A 16356-nucleotide genomic window follows, 5' to 3' on the forward strand; every position below is an offset into this window, starting at 1 on the left:
ATATGCCGCCCAATTATCCAGTCTATTTTGAATGCGGACCCGTGTCGACATCGGGGGCTCGCGATCACCTCCCCGCCAGAATATCCCGGATCAGCCGCTGGCAGCGCTCGGCCATGAAATCGAGCAGCAAGCGCACCTTCGGATCCTGCAGTTTCTTGTGCGGATAGACGGCGGCGAACTGCACCGGCGTCGGCGGCGTGTCGGCGAGGATGATCTTCAGCCGGCGGTCGCGGATGAAGGGCTCGACCTCGAAACGCGGCTTGTTGATGATGCCTCGGCCTGCCAGGGCCCAGCCGGTCAGGACGTCGCCGTCGTCGGAATCGAACGGCCCGTGCACCTCGAACTTGGCGGGGCCCGACCGCGTCTTCAGCGTCCAGAAATACTCCCGCATGCCGGGAAAGCGCAGCATCAGGCAATCATGCCTGTCGTCGATCAACTGCCGCGGCTCGGTCGGTTCGCCGCGCGCCTCCAGATATTTCGGCGCGGCCACCAGCACGCGTTCGCACTCCATGATGCCGCGCATCCTGAGGCTCGAATCCTCGATCAGGCCAAGCCTGAAGGCGACGTCGATGCCTTCCTTCAGAATGTCGACATTGTGGTCCGACAATCGGAGCCGCACTTCGATATCCGGATATTTGTCGCGGAAATCCGGGATGCCAGAGGCGATCAGCCGCCGTCCGAGCCCGAGCGGGGCCGTGACCTTGATCGTGCCGCGCGGCTGGCCGGAGAGCGCGCTGACGGCGGCCTCGGCCTCGGCGATCGCGTCCAGCACCTGCTTTGCGCCGGAATAGAAGACCGTGCCTTGCTCGGTCGGCATCAATTGGCGCGTCGTGCGGTTGAACAGGCGCACGCCGAGATGCTTTTCCAGTTCCTTGACGCGGTTGGAGGCGACTGCCGGCGAAATCCTCATGTCGCGGCCCGCCGCCGACAGATTGCCCAGTTCGACGACGCGGACGAAGACTGCGATATTGTCGAGATACGCCATTCGCTTCCTCTGATTTTCGGAGGCGACGCTACTATTTTCCAGATTTTTTTGAAAGTCATCGCACACCTGCCCTCTTTCCGTTTGCATCGCAGGCCGTAAAGTCCCGAGTCGGCAGGGAAGGACGGGCATGACCGATTTCGCGATTTTCTGGGATTGGCTGAGTTTCGCCGTGCGCTGGCTGCACGTGATCACCGGCATCGCCTGGATCGGCTCGTCATTCTACTTCGTGGCGCTTGACCTCGGCCTGCGCCAGCGCCCCGGCCTGCCGGTGGGTGCGCATGGCGAGGAGTGGCAGGTCCACGGCGGCGGCTTCTATCATATCCAGAAATATCTGGTTGCGCCGGCCGAGATGCCCGAGCACCTGACCTGGTTCAAATGGGAATCCTACGCCACCTGGATGAGCGGCTTCGCGCTGATGGCGGTGGTTTACTACGCTGGCGCGGACCTGTTCCTGATCGACCGCAACGTGCTCGACGTCTCCGCGCCGGTGGCGATCGGCATATCGGTGGCGTCGCTCGCACTCGGCTGGGTGGTCTACGATCTCCTGTGCAAGTCGCGGCTCGGCAAGAACGACACGCTGCTGATGCTGGTGCTCTACGCAGTCCTGGTGTTCATGGCATGGGGCTACACGCAGCTCTTCACCGGCCGCGCCGCCTTCCTGCATCTCGGCGCCGTCACCGCAACCATCATGTCGGCCAACGTCTTTCTGATCATCATCCCGAACCAGAAAATCGTCGTCGCCGACCTGATCGCCGGGAGGAAGCCCGATCCGAGATACGGCAGGATCGCCAAGACGCGCTCGCTACACAACAATTACCTGACGCTACCCGTCCTGTTCCTTATGCTGTCGAACCATTATCCGCTGGCGTTCGGCACGCAGTTCAACTGGGTCATCGCCTCCCTGGTGTTCATCATCGGCGTGCTGATCCGGCACTTCTTCAACACGCGGCATGCGCGCAAGGGCAACCCGACCTGGACCTGGCTGGCGGCGGCGGTTCTGTTCATTGTCATTATCTGGCTCTCGACCGTGCCGAAGATCCTGACCGGTGAGCCGAAGCAGGCGGCGGCCAGCGAGATCTTCGTCGCTTCGTCGCATTTTCCAGCAGTACGCGACACCGTGCTCGGCCGCTGCTCGATGTGCCATGCGGCGGAACCGGCCTATGAGGGCATCCATCAGGCGCCGAAGGGCGTAATCCTCGAAACCGACGCCACGATTGCCGAGCATGCCCGAGAAATCTACCTGCAGGCCGGGCGCAGCCACGCAATGCCGCCGGGCAACGTCACCGCCATGACACCCGAGGAGCGGGCGCTGCTTGCGGCCTGGTTCGAAGGGGCGGGGAAATGACGGGATTTCTGCCAAATGGCATAGGTCAGCAGTCCTTCAGAACCGAGAAGCGCCTATGACCTCCACCCTGCTTCGCGGACGCACGCTCACCTTCCTGCGCTCGCCAGATTCGACCGACGACCACGGAGCCTTCCGCTATGAAGAGGATGGCGGGCTGCTGTTGCGCGACGGCAAGATCATAGCTGCCGGGGCCTATGCGGAAGTCGCAAGCCAGGCCGGCGAGGGCGCGGAAAAAATCGATCACCGGCCGCATCTGCTGCTGCCCGGCTTCATCGACGCACATGCGCATTTTCCGCAGATGCAGGTCATCGCGTCCTATGGCGCGGAACTGTTGGACTGGCTGAGCAAGTATACGTTTCCCGAGGAGACAAAGTTCCGCAATGCGCAGCATGGCCGCCGCGTTGCGCGGCTGTTCCTCGACGAGTTGGTCCGTCACGGCACCACGACTGTCGCGGCCTACTGCTCGGTGCACAAACAATCGGCGGAGGCGTTTTTCGAGGAGAGCCACGCGCGAAATATGCTTAACATCGCCGGCAAGGTGATGATGGACCGCAACGCTCCGGAAGGCGTGCTCGACACGCCGCAATCCGGCTATGACGACACGAAGGCGCTGATTGCCGAATGGCACGGCAAGGGCCGGCAGCGCTGCGCGATCACGCCGCGCTTTGCGATCACCTCGTCGCCCGAGCAGCTTGAGATGGCTGGCGTGCTCTGCCGCGAGCATCCGGACCTGCACATGCAGACGCATCTCTCGGAAAATCACGCAGAGATCGCCTTCACGCAGGAACTCTATCCGTGGTCGAAGGACTACACCGACATCTACGAGCATTACGGCCTGCTCGGGTCAAAGAGCCTGTTCGGCCACTGCATCCACCTGTCGGAGCGCGAAGCTGACGCGTTGTCGGATTCGGGTTCGGTGGCCGTGTTTTGCCCGACCTCGAACCTGTTCCTCGGCTCCGGCCTGTTCGATTACCAGCGCTACCGGCAGCGCGAAAAATCGCTGCGCATCGCGACCGCCACAGATGTCGGCGGCGGCACCAATTATTCCATGCTGCGCACCATGGACGAAGGCTACAAGGTCATCGCGCTGAACGGCGAGAAACTCAATCCGCTCGCCTCGTTCTGGCAGATGACGCGCGGCAATGCCGAGGCGCTGTCGATCGCCAACATGGCCGGCACGCTGGATGCAGGCACCGATGCCGACATCGTCGTGCTCGACAGCCGCGCGACACCCGGCATGCGGCTCCGGATGGAGACGGTCGAGACGCTGACGGAGGAGCTTTTTCTGCTGCAGACGCTCGGCGACGACCGCGCGGTGCGCGAGGTCTATGTCGCGGGCAAGCCGACCAAGAGCATGATGGTTGGGAGCGAGAATGAATAGTGCGTCCTTCGAGGCTCGCTGCGCTCGCACCTCAGGATGAGGAAGGTCGGGCGCCTACATTCCTCATCCTGAGTGTGAGGCGAAGCCGAGCCTCGAAGGACGCACCATAAGAGCCGACATATCTCGCTGCCGCGCCATGCTTGACCCGACGATGACGATCGGTCAAAGCGGAGCTTTCGGAGGAGCGTCATGAGCGTTGCCGGCGATATCGAGAAGATCAAGGTTCAGGAAACCGAACTGGCGTTTGACGCCTTCGATGAGGCGACGGCATTCGAGATCGGGTCGGCGTTGCGTGCCTGTGCGCTGGCCGAGAACTGGCCGATCATCGTCGATATTCAACTTTGGGACCGGCCGCTTTTCTATGCCGCGATGCCGGGCTCGACGGGCTCCAATACCGACTGGGCGCGGCGGAAGCGCAACGTCGTCAAGATGTTCCTCAAAAGCACCTATCGGATGATGCTCGAACAGGGCGGCGAAAGCGCCCTGTTCGCTGAGCGCTACGGGCTCTCGGCGTCCGAATACGTGCTGGCCGGCGGCGGTTTCCCCATCCGCGTCAGAGGCGTCGGCGTGATAGGCGTCATCACAGTGTCAGGCCTGCCGCAGAGGCAGGACCACGGCATTATCGTCGATGCGCTCTGCGATCATCTGGGGCGGGATCGCGCCTCGATGGCGTTGGCGGCTGCGACTTGAGCTCCGCGGGAGGGACGTGCCCTTGACCATCGATCCCAAATCCCTCCTCACCGCGGTCTTCAACGCGGCTATCGCGGCCGCCGATCCGGAACTAACAATCCGCAAGCATCTGCCGGAAAGGCCCAAGGGCCGGACGATCGTGGTCGGCGCCGGCAAGGGCTCCGCGCAGATGGCGGCGGCGTTCGAGAAAGCCTGGGACGGTCCGCTGGAAGGCGTGGTGATCACGCGATATGGCTATGCCGCGCCATGCGAGCGCATTCGCGTGCTGGAATCGGCCCATCCAGTGCCGGACGCGGCCGGCCTCGAAGCGTCAAGAACGCTGCTTGATACGGTCGGGAGCCTGACTGAAGACGATCTGGTCGTGGCGCTGATCTCCGGCGGCGGCTCGGCGCTGCTGCCCTCGCCGCCCGACGGTCTGACGCTGGCTGAGGAGATCGCCGTCAACGAGGCGCTGCTTGCCTCCGGCGCACCGATCTCGGCGATGAACGCGGTGCGCAAGCATGTCTCCACGATCAAGGGCGGTCGCCTCGCCGCCGCTGCATGGCCGGCGCGCGTGGTTTCGCTGGTGGTGTCGGACATTCCCGGTGACAATCCGGCGCTGGTAGCCTCCGGCCCGACCATTCCGGACGCAGCAAGCCGCGCCGATGCGCTCGCTATCGTTGCCGCCTATCGCATGAAGCTGCCGGATGCGGTGATGGCGCACCTGAACTCAGCCGCCGCCGAAGCGCCGCGGCCGGACGATCCGCGTTTTGCACGCAACGAGGTGCATGTCATCGCGTCGGCCGCCGTCTCGCTTGAAGCCGCTGCCGCCGAGGCAAAGAAGCAGGGCGTAGAAGCTATCATTCTGTCGGATTCCATCGAAGGCGAGGCGCGCGACGTGGGCTCCGTGCACGCGGCGATCGCGCGCGAGATTGCTACCCGCGACCGGCCGTTCAGGAAGCCGGTGCTCGTGCTTTCCGGCGGTGAGACCACTGTGACGCTGCGGGCGAAAGGCAAGGGTGGCCGCAACAGCGAATTTTTGCTCGCCTTCGCGCTCGGCGTCGCCGGACTTCCCGGCGTCCACGCTCTGGCTGCGGACACGGACGGCATAGACGGGTCCGAAAACAATGCCGGCGCGTTTGCCGATGGTTCGAGCGTTGCCCGCATGCGCGCCGCCGGCGTCGATGCCAAGGCCATGCTCGCCGGCAACAATGCCTGGACGGCGTTCAACGCGGTTGGCGATCTGTTCGTGCCTGGACCGACCGGGACGAATGTGAATGATCTCAGGACGTTTCTGGTGAGGTGAGTGTTGGGTGCGTCCTTCGAGGCCCGCTGCGCTCGCACCTCAGGATGAGGAAGGCGGGTGCCTGGCCCCTCCCGAACTATCGAGTCCCCGCCTGAAACCATGATGGGAACACTCCAGGATTATGAAGCGGAAACAACCTTCCTCATCCTGAGGTGCGAGCGCAGCGAGCCTCGACGCACCACTCCTCAAGCCGCCATCAGCTTCTTCACCGCCTTCATGTCGTCCAGGAATCGCGCGCGTTCGGCTTCCTTGTCGGCCCGCTCGCGAATGCGCAGGATGAATGACGGGTGGATGGTCACGAAGATGCGCAAGCCGTCCTCGCGCTGCACGAGGTCGCCGCGCATCCTGGTTATCGGGACCGCCTTGCCAAGCAGCGACTGCGCCGCGGTCGCGCCGAGCGCCACCACCAGATCCGGCTGGATCAGCCGCAATTCATTGTCCAGCCACCAGCGGCAGGCCCGGATTTCGCCGGCATTCGGCTTGGAATGGATGCGGCGCTTGCCGCGCTGCTCGAACTTGAAATGTTTTACCGCATTGGTGACATAGGTGATCGTGCGGTCGAGATCGGCCTCCGCAAGAATCTGATCGAAAACCCTGCCAGCCGGGCCGACGAACGGTTTGCCCGCTACATCTTCCTGGTCGCCGGGCTGCTCGCCGACAAACACCACCCTTGCCTGCTGCCGGCCTTCGCCGAACACGGTCTGCGTCGCGTCGCGCCACAACGGGCAGCGGCGGCAGCCCTCGGCGATCTCGCGCAGTTCGTCGATCGAGGCCGCGTCGCCGCCTTCGCCCTCATCCGTCGGCTTGGGTTCCGGCCAGTGCCTGACTTCCTCCTTCGCGTGGCGCGGGGCTGGCTCGGCAGAAATTCGGGCAATCATCTCTTCACCTCGCACATTGCAGGAATGAGCGGGGCCGGAGGAGGTTCCGCTTACACCTCGTGCAGATAGAGGTGATAATCGAGCTCGCTCACCGTACGGGCCACGCGCAGATACTCGGCATGCTTGATCGCGGTGAAGGTGTGATGAAGGTCGGACCCTAGCGCCTCCTTCAGGAACTCGGATGCTTCCGCAGCCTCGATGGCCGTGCGCCAGTCACCAGGCGCATCGGCCAGCTTCGGCGCGTTCTCGTAGCCGTTGCCGGTCGTCTCCGGGCCGGGGTCGAGTTTTTCATCAAGGCCTTTCGTGATGCCGGCGAGCACCGTCGTAGCCACCAGATAGGGGTTGGTGTCGACGCCGGCCGGACGATGTTCGATGCGGCGGTTCTTCACGTCGCCGGCCGGTACGCGCAAGGCCACGGAGCGGTTGTTGACGCCCCAGGTCGGCGCGATCGGCGCGTAGGACTGGGCCACGAAACGCCGCCATGAATTGGCGTGCGGCGCAAACACCAGCATGGATTCCGGCATCGTTGCAGCAAGGCCGCCGAGCGAATGCAGCAGCGCGGGCGCCCATTTTCCTTCTTCCGCCTCTGAAAAGATGTTGCGGCCGGAATCGTTCAGCATCGAGACGTGGAGATGCATGCCGGAACCGGCATATTTCTCGATCGGCTTGGCCATGAAGCAGGCGGTGACGCCGTGCCTGCGCGCCGCCGCCCGCACCAGGCGCTTCAGCATGACGAGGTCGTCGGCCGCCTGCATGATGTCCTTGCGGTAGTGCAGCGTCAGTTCGTACTGGCCCGGCGCATACTCGGAGATCACGGTCTCGGCCGGAATTCCCTGCGCCTTGGCGGCTGCGTAGATGTCGGAAAACAGCGGCTCCATGCCGTGCAGATGATCTACCGAATAGACCTCGGTCTTGCCACTCCGGCGCCCGTCGAGCACGGCGCCTGCCGGCCGCACGCGGCCTTCCGCGTCGCGCTCATTGGCGAGCAGGAAAAATTCGAGCTCGAAGGCGCCTGCCGGACGCAGGCCCTTTTGCTCGAGCTTCCGGACCTGTCGCGCCAGCGCATGGCGTGGGTCGGAGGTCATCGGCGAGCCGTCGAGATGATACATCGACATCAGCACCTGGCCGCGCGCCGGGCTTGTGCCATGGAGCGGCTTCAGCGTGCCGGGGATAGGCCACGCGCGCAAATCGCCGTCGCCGGAATCCCAGATCAGGCCAGTCTCGTGGACATCCTCGCCAGTGATGTCGAGGCCGAGGATGGAGATCGGCATGTGTCGGCCGCTCTCGTAGATAGCGGCAAGCTCATGACGTCGGATGATCTTGCCCCGGCCGACGCCGTTGGCGTCCGTCAGCACGATGTCGAACGCTTCGATTTCGGGGTGCTGCTCTAGAAATGTCACCGCTTCTTCGACGGTCGAACCTGATGGAGAGGTCATAATACTGCTCTGTTGCCGAGAAAGGGCTTGTCTCACGCCGCGAGTTCGGCGGCAATATCGCCGAATGCCGAGATGAGCCGGTGACTGGCGATACCGGCCCTCGGCGCGGTCCGGACCGCCGCAACGGTTGACTCGTCGCGTCAGCCGCGCTGTCTATTGTGTGTCATGCGTGAATTGGGGGGATCACATGCGTTTCGTCATTCTGGCTGCCGCGGTGGCTACGGCTGCTCCGGCCCATGCATCCGGCGGTCTCTGGTGCGACAATGTCGGAGGACCGGTAAAGATCAGCATACAGAGTGGCGTGACCCGCGGAATGGGATTTCCAGTCTTCGATTTCCGTGCTTCGTCTGAAATCGAAGATGCCACAATCGGCGAAGACCTTCGCAAGATCGCGTTCGATGGTGCGCATCTCCCGCAATACTGGTCCTACGGCGAAGACCTGAACATGGTGCTCTATCGCGAGCGTGACACGGAAATCTTCGGATCGGTCGAAATCACTATCCTGACGAAGGCGGCCGGGGACGACATCGCCTACAACGGCACCTATACCTACACGGCGCACGACGGCGGCGGCAACAACGGCCAGGGCAGCACGGTCACCCATACCGGCAAGATTTCCTGCGGGGTCGAGTGATCCCCGCGCTCCGGGGAAGATACCTTAACCTGCTTCCTGTCAGCCGGTGATGTCGATGACGCCGCAGTCGCCGGCTTCGCTGCCGAAGGCGATGCGGCGCTCGTCCTCGTCCCACATCATCGATGTGATCGCGCCCTTACCGGGGCGACGCAGCAGCACTTCCTTGGAGTCGGCGAAGCGGGCGGCGATCACCATGCCGTCATGGTAGCCGATGGCGACAATCTCCTCGCTCGGATGGCAGGCGACCGAGGTGACCATCGAATTGCCGCGCGTGCCGAGTTCCAGCGGCGCCTTTCCCATCGGCCCGTCCTTGCCCGAAAACGGCCAGACAATGGCCGCCGGTGCGCCGGAACTCGCCAGCCATTTGCCCCTGGCGCTCCACGACAGGCTTTTGACTTTGGCGGGATAGCCGGTCATGCGCATATGCTTGCCGTCGGCGAGCTTCCAGCCGTGCAGGGCGTTTTCCTGCATGGCGGTGACGACGAAATTGCCGTCGGGCGAAAAGGTGATGCCGGTATGGGCGCCTGCCCATTCAAGCTCGACCGGCTTGCCCTCGGTCGCCGGGAAATGCAGCGTCGCGCCATTGTAGCGGGCAACGCCGAAGCGCATGCCCTTTGGCGCGAAGGCCAAGCCCTCGGCCGAACGCGGATGTACGAATTCTTTTGTACGTCCGTCGGTGAACCGGACGAAAGCGGACCTGCCGGTGGCGAAGGCGATTGCGCCCTGCGGGCCGGCGGCGACGCTGGTGATCCATTTCCGGCCGGCCTCGGCGACGATCGTCGCCTCTCCGTCCGGGCCGGTGGCGAAAACCTTGCCGTCCTCGCCGCCGGTGATCAGCTTCGCGCCGGTCTGGTCGAGCGTGGCGCAGAGCAGCCCGTCATTGGCCTGCGATGTCTTGTGGCCATGGTCGAGGCGATGGATGGTTCCATCGGCGAGCGCGAAATGCGGCACGCCGGCAAGAAAGGCGGCGGCTATGCAATGGCCGGAAAGGTCGAGCGGTGCGACTGTGGGCATGGCGGGCTATTTCATTCCAGGTTGAGCTGCCCCTCACCCTTACCCTCTCCCCATAAGGACGGGGAGAGGGGGCACTAGCGTTGGAGCTTCCTCCTTCTCCCGTACTTCACGGGGAGAAGGTCCGGCAAGGGATGAGGGGCAGCGTCAGCGCCGGGGACTGATTGAAGGATCAAGCCGCCTGGCAGGCGTCGAAGCTATTCTTCAGCCGCTCGGCGTCGAGTTCGCGGCCGATGAAGACTAGCCGGCTCTCGTGCTTCTCGCCGTCCTTCCAGGCGCGCTGGTGATCGCCTTCGACGATCATGTGGACGCCTTGGACGACGTAGCGCTCGGGATCGTCCTTGAAGGCGATGATGCCCTTCAGCCGCAGTATGTTTGGCCCTTCCATCTGGGTGATCTTCTCGATCCAGGGGAAGAATTTCTTCGAATCCATTTCGCCGCCGCGCAGCGAGACCGACTGGACGGTCACGTCATGGATCGGCGACACCGCGCCGTGCCCGCTATGGCTGTGGTGATGATCGTGATCGTGATGATGATGGTCATGATCGCAGTCGGGGCCGCACTCATGGTCATGGTCGTGGTCGTGCGCCTCGAGGAAATGCGGATCATTTTCGAGCGCCCGCTTGAGATCGAAGGCGCCGCGGTCGAGCACCTCGTCCAGTTTCACGCCGGCGCGCGTCGTGCGATGGATCTTCGCGGCCGGATTGATGGCGCGGACCGCGGCTTCTACGTCGCGCAGTTCCTCAGGGGTCACAAGGTCGGTCTTGTTCAGCACCACCACGTCGGCGAAGGCGATCTGGTCTTCGGCCTCGCGGCTGTCCTTCAGCCGGAGCGGAAGGTGCTTGGCGTCGACCAGGGCCACGACCGCGTCAAGGCTGGTCTTGGAGCGCACGTCTTCATCCATGAAGAAGGTCTGCGCCACCGGCACCGGGTCGGCGAGGCCGGTGGTCTCGACGATGATAGCGTCGAAGCGGCCGGGCCGCCGCATCAGGCCCTCGACCACGCGGATAAGGTCGCCGCGCACCGTGCAGCACACGCAGCCATTGTTCATCTCGTAGATTTCCTCGTCGGATTCCACGATCAAATCGTTGTCGATGCCGATCTCGCCGAATTCGTTGACGATGACGGCGTAGCGCTTGCCGTGGTTCTCCGAAAGAATGCGGTTCAGCAGCGTCGTCTTGCCGGAGCCGAGATATCCGGTGAGCACGGTAACGGGGATCTGCGTCTGTGCGTCGCTCATAATGGGCCTCGATAGGGATTGGTCGCTCCCATATAGGACGGCGAAACCGGTTTTGCACGCCGCAATCGAGGCGGACTTTCCGGCCGGCGCATTACGGAAAATTCATTGGGACAGGTTCGAACCCGGCGCTAGATTTCGTCCTAAGGGGAGATCGCTCGCAGCAAAAGGTGTGTTCCATGAAAGCCGAGCCGCAGACCATTCAACTCACTCGCCGGCAGGCTTTGGGCTTGATCGCCGTGACTGCCGGCGGCGGCGCCTTCCTGCCTCCCGAAGCGCTGGCGGCGAGCGATTCTCCATTCGCCGGCATCTCACTGCTGATGCCCGGCGCCGGCCTGTGTGCGATCACGCCCGAGACGACCGAGGGGCCGTTCTATTTCGATCCCGAACTCGAGCGGCAGGACATCACCGAAGGCCGCGAGGGCGTGGAACTGATGCTGCGGCTGCAAGTGGTAGATGAAAGCTGCCGGCCGCTATCGAAGGCGCGCGTCGACGTCTGGCATTGTGACGCCACGGGCCACTACTCGGGTTATCCGGGGCAGGGCGACGGCCGCGACGTCGACACGACCGGCGAGAAATTCCTGCGCGGCGTCCAGCATACGGACGAACAGGGCCTCGTCGCCTTCAAGACCATCTATCCCGGCTGGTATCGCGGACGCACCACGCATATTCACTTCAAGGTTTTTCCCGATGAAAGCTCAGTGATGACCGGGCAGATTTTCTTTCCCGACGATCTCAGTGAGCACCTGTTCACCAATGTCGCGCCTTACAACGACCGTTCCGAGAAACGCGACACCTGGAACAGCCAGGATGGGATCGCGCGGCGGGCGGGGCCGTTGTCGCAGGCGGCGCTACGCGAAACGCAATCGGCTTACGAGGCGCTGATGATCATCGCGGTGGACCGGGAAGCGTGAAATCGCCGGGTTTTCCCGTCGAAAATTTTCTTTTGTCATCTAACTGAAATACAGGTCTGGCATTAGCACGGTCGGCGATGGGTTTGCTTGCCGGCAAAGGTCCTGCAGTGCCTGCCCAGGCGTGAGATCGCGATTGTCAACGAGGCCGCCGCGACTATCCTGTCGGAGGCGGTGCGAAGCCTAAGGGTGTCAATATGGCCAAGGCGGATAAAAGCGCAACGATGAGCCGGCTGCATTCGGCGGCGCGCCTGTCGCGGACGGCGCTGGCGGCACGGCTCCTGTCTCAAGGGTTCTATGCCGGGCAAGACCAGATCATGCTGGCTCTCGACCAGCAGGACGGCCAGACGCCGGGCCAGTTGGCGACGCGGCTCGGCGTGCGCCCACCGACCATCACCAAGACCATCAACCGGCTGCAGGTGCAGGGTTTTCTCGAAAAGCGCGCCTCCGATTCTGACGCGAGACAGGCGCACATCTTTCTGACGGAAGCCGGCCGCGAGACGATCCGCGGTATCGAGAAATCCGTGCGCAAGACCGAGAAGCAGGCGTTTCGCGGACTCGACAAGAAGGATCAGAAGGCGCTGTCGAAGCTCTTGTCGCGTATCGAGGCCAATCTCAACGGTGGGGCGGTAGCCGAGGTCGACGAGGACCTCGAGCTCGAAGACTGAATTCCGTCCGCTGGACCAGACGTTTTGGGGTTGCGCCGGGCAGTCCGCGCGCCCAAAAGCCTTCTGAACATACACTCTCAGCCGACTGCCGACATTGAACGCACCTGAAAACAGACCCGAAGCCGCCACGCCAGTGTCGGCGATCCTGCTCGTATTCGGCGCGGGCCTGCTGTTTTCCTTCCTCGACACGAGCGCGAAATATCTGGTGCTGTCGGGCATGGCGGCGCCTTTCGTCTCCTGGATGCGCTTCGCCGTCCATGTCGTGCTGGTGCTGATCCTGTTCCGCTCCTGGAACAATCCGGCGATGTTCAAGGTCGGAAGCCTGCCGCGCCAGATCCTGCGCGGCATGTTCCTGTTCGGCTCGACCATTTTCAACTTCGCGGCGTTGAGATCGCTGCAACTCGCCGAGACCATGTCGATCTATTTCTTCGCGCCGATGGTGATCACGGCCCTGGCCGGGCCGCTGCTCGGCGAATGGGCCGGCTGGCGTCGCTGGATGGCTGTCATAGCCGGTTTCGTCGGCGTTCTTGTCATCACGCGTCCAGGCGTCGGCGTGTTCGAGATCGGCCATGTCTACGCCATCTGCTCGACGCTCTGCTATTGCTCCTACGTGATCATGACCAGGCACATGGCCGCGTCCGAGACCGCCGAAAGCCTGATCTTCTATTCCGCGCTCGCGCCGGTCGTCCTGATGTCGCCGGTGGTGCCATATACGGCGTCGCTGCCGGCGGAGCCCTTTCACTGGGTGATCCTGATTTCGCTCGGCTTCTTCGGCGGTTTCGGCCACTGGCTGCTGATCAAGGCATACCGGCAGGCGACAGCGACGGCGCTGGCTCCCTATCCCTACCTGCAGATGGTCTGGATGATCGGTCTAGGTTATCTGGTTTTCGGGCAACTGCCCGATGGCTGGACGCTTGGCGGCGCCGCCATCATCGTGGCGAGCGGCCTCTACATCGTCCATCGCGAGCACAGGCTGCGCCTTGCAAGCCGTACCGCGCCCAATACGGAAAATGCCGAGCTGGCAAAAAAGCTTTGACTCCGCATCGGGCCGTGCCTTAAGCCAAAATTTAAACAGTTTAAATGTGCCGCAGAGCGGGGCCGGGGAGGGCGAACTGGCGCAAAAGATCAAGCTTTCGACGATTGCCGACGCGCTCGGCGTCTCGACCGCCACCGTGTCGCTCGCTCTGCGCGACAGCCCGCTCGTCGCCGGCCTGACGCGCGAACGCATCAAGGAACATGCGCGCGCCATCGGCTATATCTACAACCGCCGGGCGGCCAGCCTGCGCACCTCGCGCTCGGGCATCGTCGGCGTCGTCGTCCACGACATCATGAATCCGTTCTTCGCCGAGATCCTGCGCTCCATCGAAAGCGAACTCGACCGCAGCCGGCAAACCTTCATCCTGTCCAACCATTACGACCAGCTCGAAAAGCAGCGCACCTTCATCGATACGCTGCTGCAGCTTGGCGCCGACGGCGTGATCATGTCGCCGGCCATCGGCACGCCGCCGGAAGATATTGTCATGGCCGAGGAGAACGGCCTGCCGGCGGTGCTGATCGCCCGCACGGTGGAAGGCGCCGAGGTGCCGGTGTTTCGCGGCGACGACGCCTATGGTACCGGGCTTGCCACCAACCATTTGATTTCGCTCGGCCATCGCCGCATCTCGATGATCGGCGGCACTGACCAGACCTCGACCGGCCGCGACCGCTTCCAGGGCTACATGACCGCGATGGAAAACGCCGGGCTGGAGGTCAAGCCGCACTGGCGCATTCCGGGACCGCGCACCAAGCAAGCCGGTTTCGAAGCCGCAAGCCAGTTCCTGGCGCTCAAGGATCGCCCGACCGCTGCCTGCTGCTGGAACGATCTCGTCGCCATCGGCCTAATGAACGGCATAGCGCGCGCCGGGCTGGTTCCGGGCGTCGACATTTCGGTCACCGGCTACGACGACCTGGAGGAGGCGGCCATCGCCACGCCGGCGCTGACGACCGTATGGAATGGCCAGCGCGAGGTCGGCCGCCGCGCGGCCAGCGCCTTGCTCGACAAGTTGAACGGCCAATCGGTGCGTCCGTCGCAGGAACTGATCCGGCCGGAACTGCATGTGCGCCAGTCGACGGGCAAGCCGCGGGAGCGAGTGTAGCGGCGCATTCCCGATCCGGAATTGCCCGGCGGCGCGCTCCTATGCTAAAGTTTTTTTCGTGCTCGAGTGGTGTGATCGGCCAGCAGGCGCTCTCGCGCTCGACGCCCCTGCGGTCGGAATTTGCTGTTCTGGCAAATCACGGCGACGCCGGTCTGGCGTACGTCCTCGGCCGCAGGGCCTCGCCCTCGAAAGCTTCCTGAAAGAAATCAACATGACCAGCGACCGCTCCGCCGTGACAATCCTCGTTCCAGGCTGGCTGCACGAGCGCGCCTTGGCGCGTGTCGACAAGGCTTTCAACATGGTCCGCCTGGACAAAGCCGACAAGTCGCTCATCTCCGATGAACTGGCAGGCAGCGTGCGCGGCATTGCCGCGATGACGGCGATCGACGCCGCCTTCATCGACGCCCTGCCCAATCTCGAGATCATCGCCAATTTTGGCGTCGGCTACGACGCGGTCGACGCCCGCCACGCTGCCGCCAAAAGTGTGATGGTGACCAATACGCCGGACGTGCTGACCGAGGAAGTGGCCGATACGGCGCTCGGCCTGCTCATCAACACGGTGCGCGAACTGCCGCGCGCCGAAAATTGGCTGCGGCAGGGCCGCTGGGTCAAGGAAGGCCCTTATCCCCTGACCAAGGCGACGCTGCGCGGGCGGCGCGCCGGCATTTTCGGCATGGGCCGCATCGGCATGGCCATTGCAAAGCGGCTGGAGGCGTTCGGCCTGTCGATCGCCTACCATAACCGGCGCCGCGTCGAGGGGCTTTCCTACGAATACCATTCGACCCTGGCAGGCCTTGCCGCCGCCGTCGATACGCTGATCTCCGTCGCGCCCGGCACGGCGGCAACCGAGAAAGCTGTCAATGCCGAGGTCCTGAGGGCGCTCGGGCCGGACGGCGTGTTTGTCAATATCGGCCGCGGCAGCACGGTCGACGAGGAGGCGTTGATCGCGGCGCTTTCCGGCGGCGTGATCCGGGCGGCGGGTCTTGATGTCTTCGCAGACGAGCCGCGCGTTCCGCAGGCGCTCATCGACCTTCCCAACGCGACGCTTCTGCCGCACGTCGGCTCGGCTTCCGTCCACACGCGCAACGCCATGGCGGATCTGGTCGTGGACAATCTCATCGCCTGGTTTTCCGAAGGCAAGCCGCTGACGCCGGTCCCGGAAACGGAGCGCGTCGCCAAGCCGGCGTGACGCCGCGGCTTTGCCGCATTTGTTAACGAAGGTTAAAGTCTCGGCGGTTCATGTTTGCGAATCATTGGAGCGCCCGCGTAGGGGCAATAGGGACGCTTCAGCACTTTAATCCGCGCATGACCTCGGTCCTGCGCCGATGTGAGGGGCCTGACGATGAATATAGCATTTTCGACTGTGGTAGCCGCCGGACTGCTCGTGGCAGTTGGCGTTGTTTCCTCCGGGCCTGACGGTGATCGCCAGGCCATTGCCGCATCGGCCGCCGCATTGCCGCAGGGGCAGGCATCTGCCGGCGACGTGTTCCACCTGCGTTCGAGCGCAAACGTTTCCTGTGCGGTTACGCGCGGCGATCGGGTTGCCGAGAACCGGTCGGAACTCGAAATCGAACCCGCCTGCGCGACGCTTCTTCCCGGCATCGAGCGTGCGAAATTCTGGCAGGAACATGAGGACGGGTCGGTCGCGTTCACGGAAAACGGGATCGATGCGATCGTCAGCTTCTCGGTCGGCGATGGCGTCGCCTACGAATCCTTCAAGCCATCGACGCCGCTCATCTCGCTCGACGAGGCGGACTGAG

General features: G+C 63.6%; 16 protein-coding genes. 11 read left to right on the plus strand and 5 right to left on the minus strand.

Features of this window, described 5'->3' with window-relative positions; all coding sequences use genetic code 11:
• Positions 1 to 64: 64 nt before the first annotated feature.
• Complete coding sequence (locus tag MAXJ12_RS07610; RefSeq protein WP_008835217.1) at positions 65 to 985, minus strand: LysR family transcriptional regulator; 921 nt, start codon at positions 983 to 985, stop codon at positions 65 to 67.
• 127 nt (positions 986 to 1112) lie between these two features.
• Here MAXJ12_RS07610 and MAXJ12_RS07615 point away from each other — a divergent pair, with 127 nt between their 5' ends.
• From MAXJ12_RS07615 to MAXJ12_RS07630, 4 genes are all read left to right on the plus strand, one after another.
• Entirely contained in the window at positions 1113 to 2330 is a 1218-nt protein-coding gene (locus tag MAXJ12_RS07615; RefSeq protein ID WP_008835218.1) for a urate hydroxylase PuuD, read from the plus strand.
• A 55-nt stretch (positions 2331 to 2385) separates the two neighbouring features.
• Positions 2386 to 3711: a guanine deaminase gene (gene guaD, locus MAXJ12_RS07620; protein WP_008835219.1), complete on the plus strand. Its 1326-nt coding sequence runs from the start codon at positions 2386 to 2388 to the stop codon at positions 3709 to 3711.
• 189 nt (positions 3712 to 3900) lie between these two features.
• Positions 3901 to 4401: a heme-degrading domain-containing protein gene (locus tag MAXJ12_RS07625; RefSeq protein ID WP_008835220.1), complete on the plus strand. Its 501-nt coding sequence runs from the start codon at positions 3901 to 3903 to the stop codon at positions 4399 to 4401.
• A 22-nt stretch (positions 4402 to 4423) separates the two neighbouring features.
• Positions 4424 to 5686, plus strand: coding sequence for a glycerate kinase type-2 family protein (locus tag MAXJ12_RS07630; RefSeq protein ID WP_008835221.1), 1263 nt, complete (start codon positions 4424 to 4426; stop codon positions 5684 to 5686).
• A gap of 185 nt (positions 5687 to 5871) precedes the next feature.
• Here MAXJ12_RS07630 and MAXJ12_RS07635 read toward each other — a convergent pair whose 3' ends face one another.
• Together MAXJ12_RS07635 and MAXJ12_RS07640 are read right to left on the minus strand one after the other, a co-directional pair.
• A complete protein-coding gene (locus MAXJ12_RS07635; protein WP_280113319.1) occupies positions 5872 to 6579 on the minus strand; it encodes a UdgX family uracil-DNA binding protein in 708 nt (235 codons plus the stop codon).
• Positions 6580 to 6614: 35 nt separating this feature from the next.
• Positions 6615 to 8000 carry a glutamine synthetase family protein gene (locus MAXJ12_RS07640; RefSeq protein WP_008835223.1) on the minus strand — a complete coding sequence of 462 codons (1386 nt, stop codon included), beginning with the start codon at positions 7998 to 8000 and terminating at the stop codon, positions 6615 to 6617.
• Between the two features lie 187 nt (positions 8001 to 8187).
• Between MAXJ12_RS07640 and MAXJ12_RS07645 the strand changes: the two genes are divergently transcribed.
• Positions 8188 to 8634 carry a hypothetical protein gene (locus MAXJ12_RS07645; protein WP_008835224.1) on the plus strand — a complete coding sequence of 149 codons (447 nt, stop codon included), beginning with the start codon at positions 8188 to 8190 and terminating at the stop codon, positions 8632 to 8634.
• A 39-nt stretch (positions 8635 to 8673) separates the two neighbouring features.
• On the opposite strand, the gene MAXJ12_RS07650 is transcribed toward MAXJ12_RS07645, so the two are convergent.
• Both MAXJ12_RS07650 and MAXJ12_RS07655 read right to left on the minus strand, forming a co-directional pair.
• On the minus strand, positions 8674 to 9648 hold the full coding sequence (locus tag MAXJ12_RS07650) for a WD40 repeat domain-containing protein (RefSeq protein WP_008835225.1): 975 nt from the start codon (positions 9646 to 9648) through the stop codon (positions 8674 to 8676).
• Positions 9649 to 9817: 169 nt separating this feature from the next.
• A complete protein-coding gene (locus MAXJ12_RS07655; RefSeq protein ID WP_008835226.1) occupies positions 9818 to 10885 on the minus strand; it encodes a CobW family GTP-binding protein in 1068 nt (355 codons plus the stop codon).
• Positions 10886 to 11061: 176 nt separating this feature from the next.
• On the opposite strand from MAXJ12_RS07655, the gene MAXJ12_RS07660 reads away from it, so the two are divergent.
• The 6 genes from MAXJ12_RS07660 to MAXJ12_RS07685 all read left to right on the plus strand — a co-directional run bounded on the left by MAXJ12_RS07660 (position 11062) and on the right by MAXJ12_RS07685 (position 16355).
• Positions 11062 to 11796, plus strand: a complete 735-nt coding sequence (locus MAXJ12_RS07660) for an intradiol ring-cleavage dioxygenase (RefSeq protein ID WP_008835227.1) — start codon at positions 11062 to 11064, stop codon at positions 11794 to 11796.
• A 194-nt stretch (positions 11797 to 11990) separates the two neighbouring features.
• On the plus strand, positions 11991 to 12461 hold the full coding sequence (locus tag MAXJ12_RS07665; RefSeq protein WP_008835228.1) for a MarR family winged helix-turn-helix transcriptional regulator: 471 nt from the start codon (positions 11991 to 11993) through the stop codon (positions 12459 to 12461).
• Between the two features lie 94 nt (positions 12462 to 12555).
• Positions 12556 to 13497 carry a DMT family transporter gene (locus MAXJ12_RS07670; protein ID WP_139043819.1) on the plus strand — a complete coding sequence of 314 codons (942 nt, stop codon included), beginning with the start codon at positions 12556 to 12558 and terminating at the stop codon, positions 13495 to 13497.
• Positions 13498 to 13573: 76 nt separating this feature from the next.
• Entirely contained in the window at positions 13574 to 14596 is a 1023-nt protein-coding gene (locus tag MAXJ12_RS07675) for a LacI family DNA-binding transcriptional regulator (protein WP_050898801.1), read from the plus strand.
• A 211-nt stretch (positions 14597 to 14807) separates the two neighbouring features.
• Positions 14808 to 15785 (plus strand): 2-hydroxyacid dehydrogenase, encoded by a 978-nt coding sequence (locus tag MAXJ12_RS07680; RefSeq protein WP_008835232.1) that lies wholly within the window; start codon positions 14808 to 14810, stop codon positions 15783 to 15785.
• A gap of 153 nt (positions 15786 to 15938) precedes the next feature.
• Positions 15939 to 16355, plus strand: a complete 417-nt coding sequence (locus MAXJ12_RS07685; protein WP_008835233.1) for a hypothetical protein — start codon at positions 15939 to 15941, stop codon at positions 16353 to 16355.
• Position 16356: the final 1 nt, after the last annotated feature.

The organism is Mesorhizobium alhagi CCNWXJ12-2 (assembly GCF_000236565.1).
In the GTDB taxonomy this organism is placed as follows: domain Bacteria; phylum Pseudomonadota; class Alphaproteobacteria; order Rhizobiales; family Rhizobiaceae; genus Allomesorhizobium; species Allomesorhizobium alhagi.

Excerpts from the sequence above, each read along its gene's own strand:
- MAXJ12_RS07610 (WP_008835217.1), bottom strand. The coding sequence starts at position 985 with ATGGCGTATCTCGACAATATCGCAGTCTTCGTCCGCGTCGTCGAACTG.
- MAXJ12_RS07615 (WP_008835218.1), top strand. The coding sequence starts at position 1,113 with ATGACCGATTTCGCGATTTTCTGGGATTGGCTGAGTTTCGCCGTGCGC.
- guaD (WP_008835219.1), top strand. The coding sequence starts at position 2,386 with ATGACCTCCACCCTGCTTCGCGGACGCACGCTCACCTTCCTGCGCTCG.
- MAXJ12_RS07625 (WP_008835220.1), top strand. The coding sequence starts at position 3,901 with ATGAGCGTTGCCGGCGATATCGAGAAGATCAAGGTTCAGGAAACCGAA.
- MAXJ12_RS07640 (WP_008835223.1), bottom strand. The coding sequence starts at position 8,000 with ATGACCTCTCCATCAGGTTCGACCGTCGAAGAAGCGGTGACATTTCTA.
- MAXJ12_RS07645 (WP_008835224.1), top strand. The coding sequence starts at position 8,188 with ATGCGTTTCGTCATTCTGGCTGCCGCGGTGGCTACGGCTGCTCCGGCC.
- MAXJ12_RS07650 (WP_008835225.1), bottom strand. The coding sequence starts at position 9,648 with ATGCCCACAGTCGCACCGCTCGACCTTTCCGGCCATTGCATAGCCGCC.
- MAXJ12_RS07655 (WP_008835226.1), bottom strand. The coding sequence starts at position 10,885 with ATGAGCGACGCACAGACGCAGATCCCCGTTACCGTGCTCACCGGATAT.
- MAXJ12_RS07660 (WP_008835227.1), top strand. The coding sequence starts at position 11,062 with ATGAAAGCCGAGCCGCAGACCATTCAACTCACTCGCCGGCAGGCTTTG.
- MAXJ12_RS07665 (WP_008835228.1), top strand. The coding sequence starts at position 11,991 with ATGGCCAAGGCGGATAAAAGCGCAACGATGAGCCGGCTGCATTCGGCG.
- MAXJ12_RS07680 (WP_008835232.1), top strand. The coding sequence starts at position 14,808 with ATGACCAGCGACCGCTCCGCCGTGACAATCCTCGTTCCAGGCTGGCTG.
- MAXJ12_RS07685 (WP_008835233.1), top strand. The coding sequence starts at position 15,939 with ATGAATATAGCATTTTCGACTGTGGTAGCCGCCGGACTGCTCGTGGCA.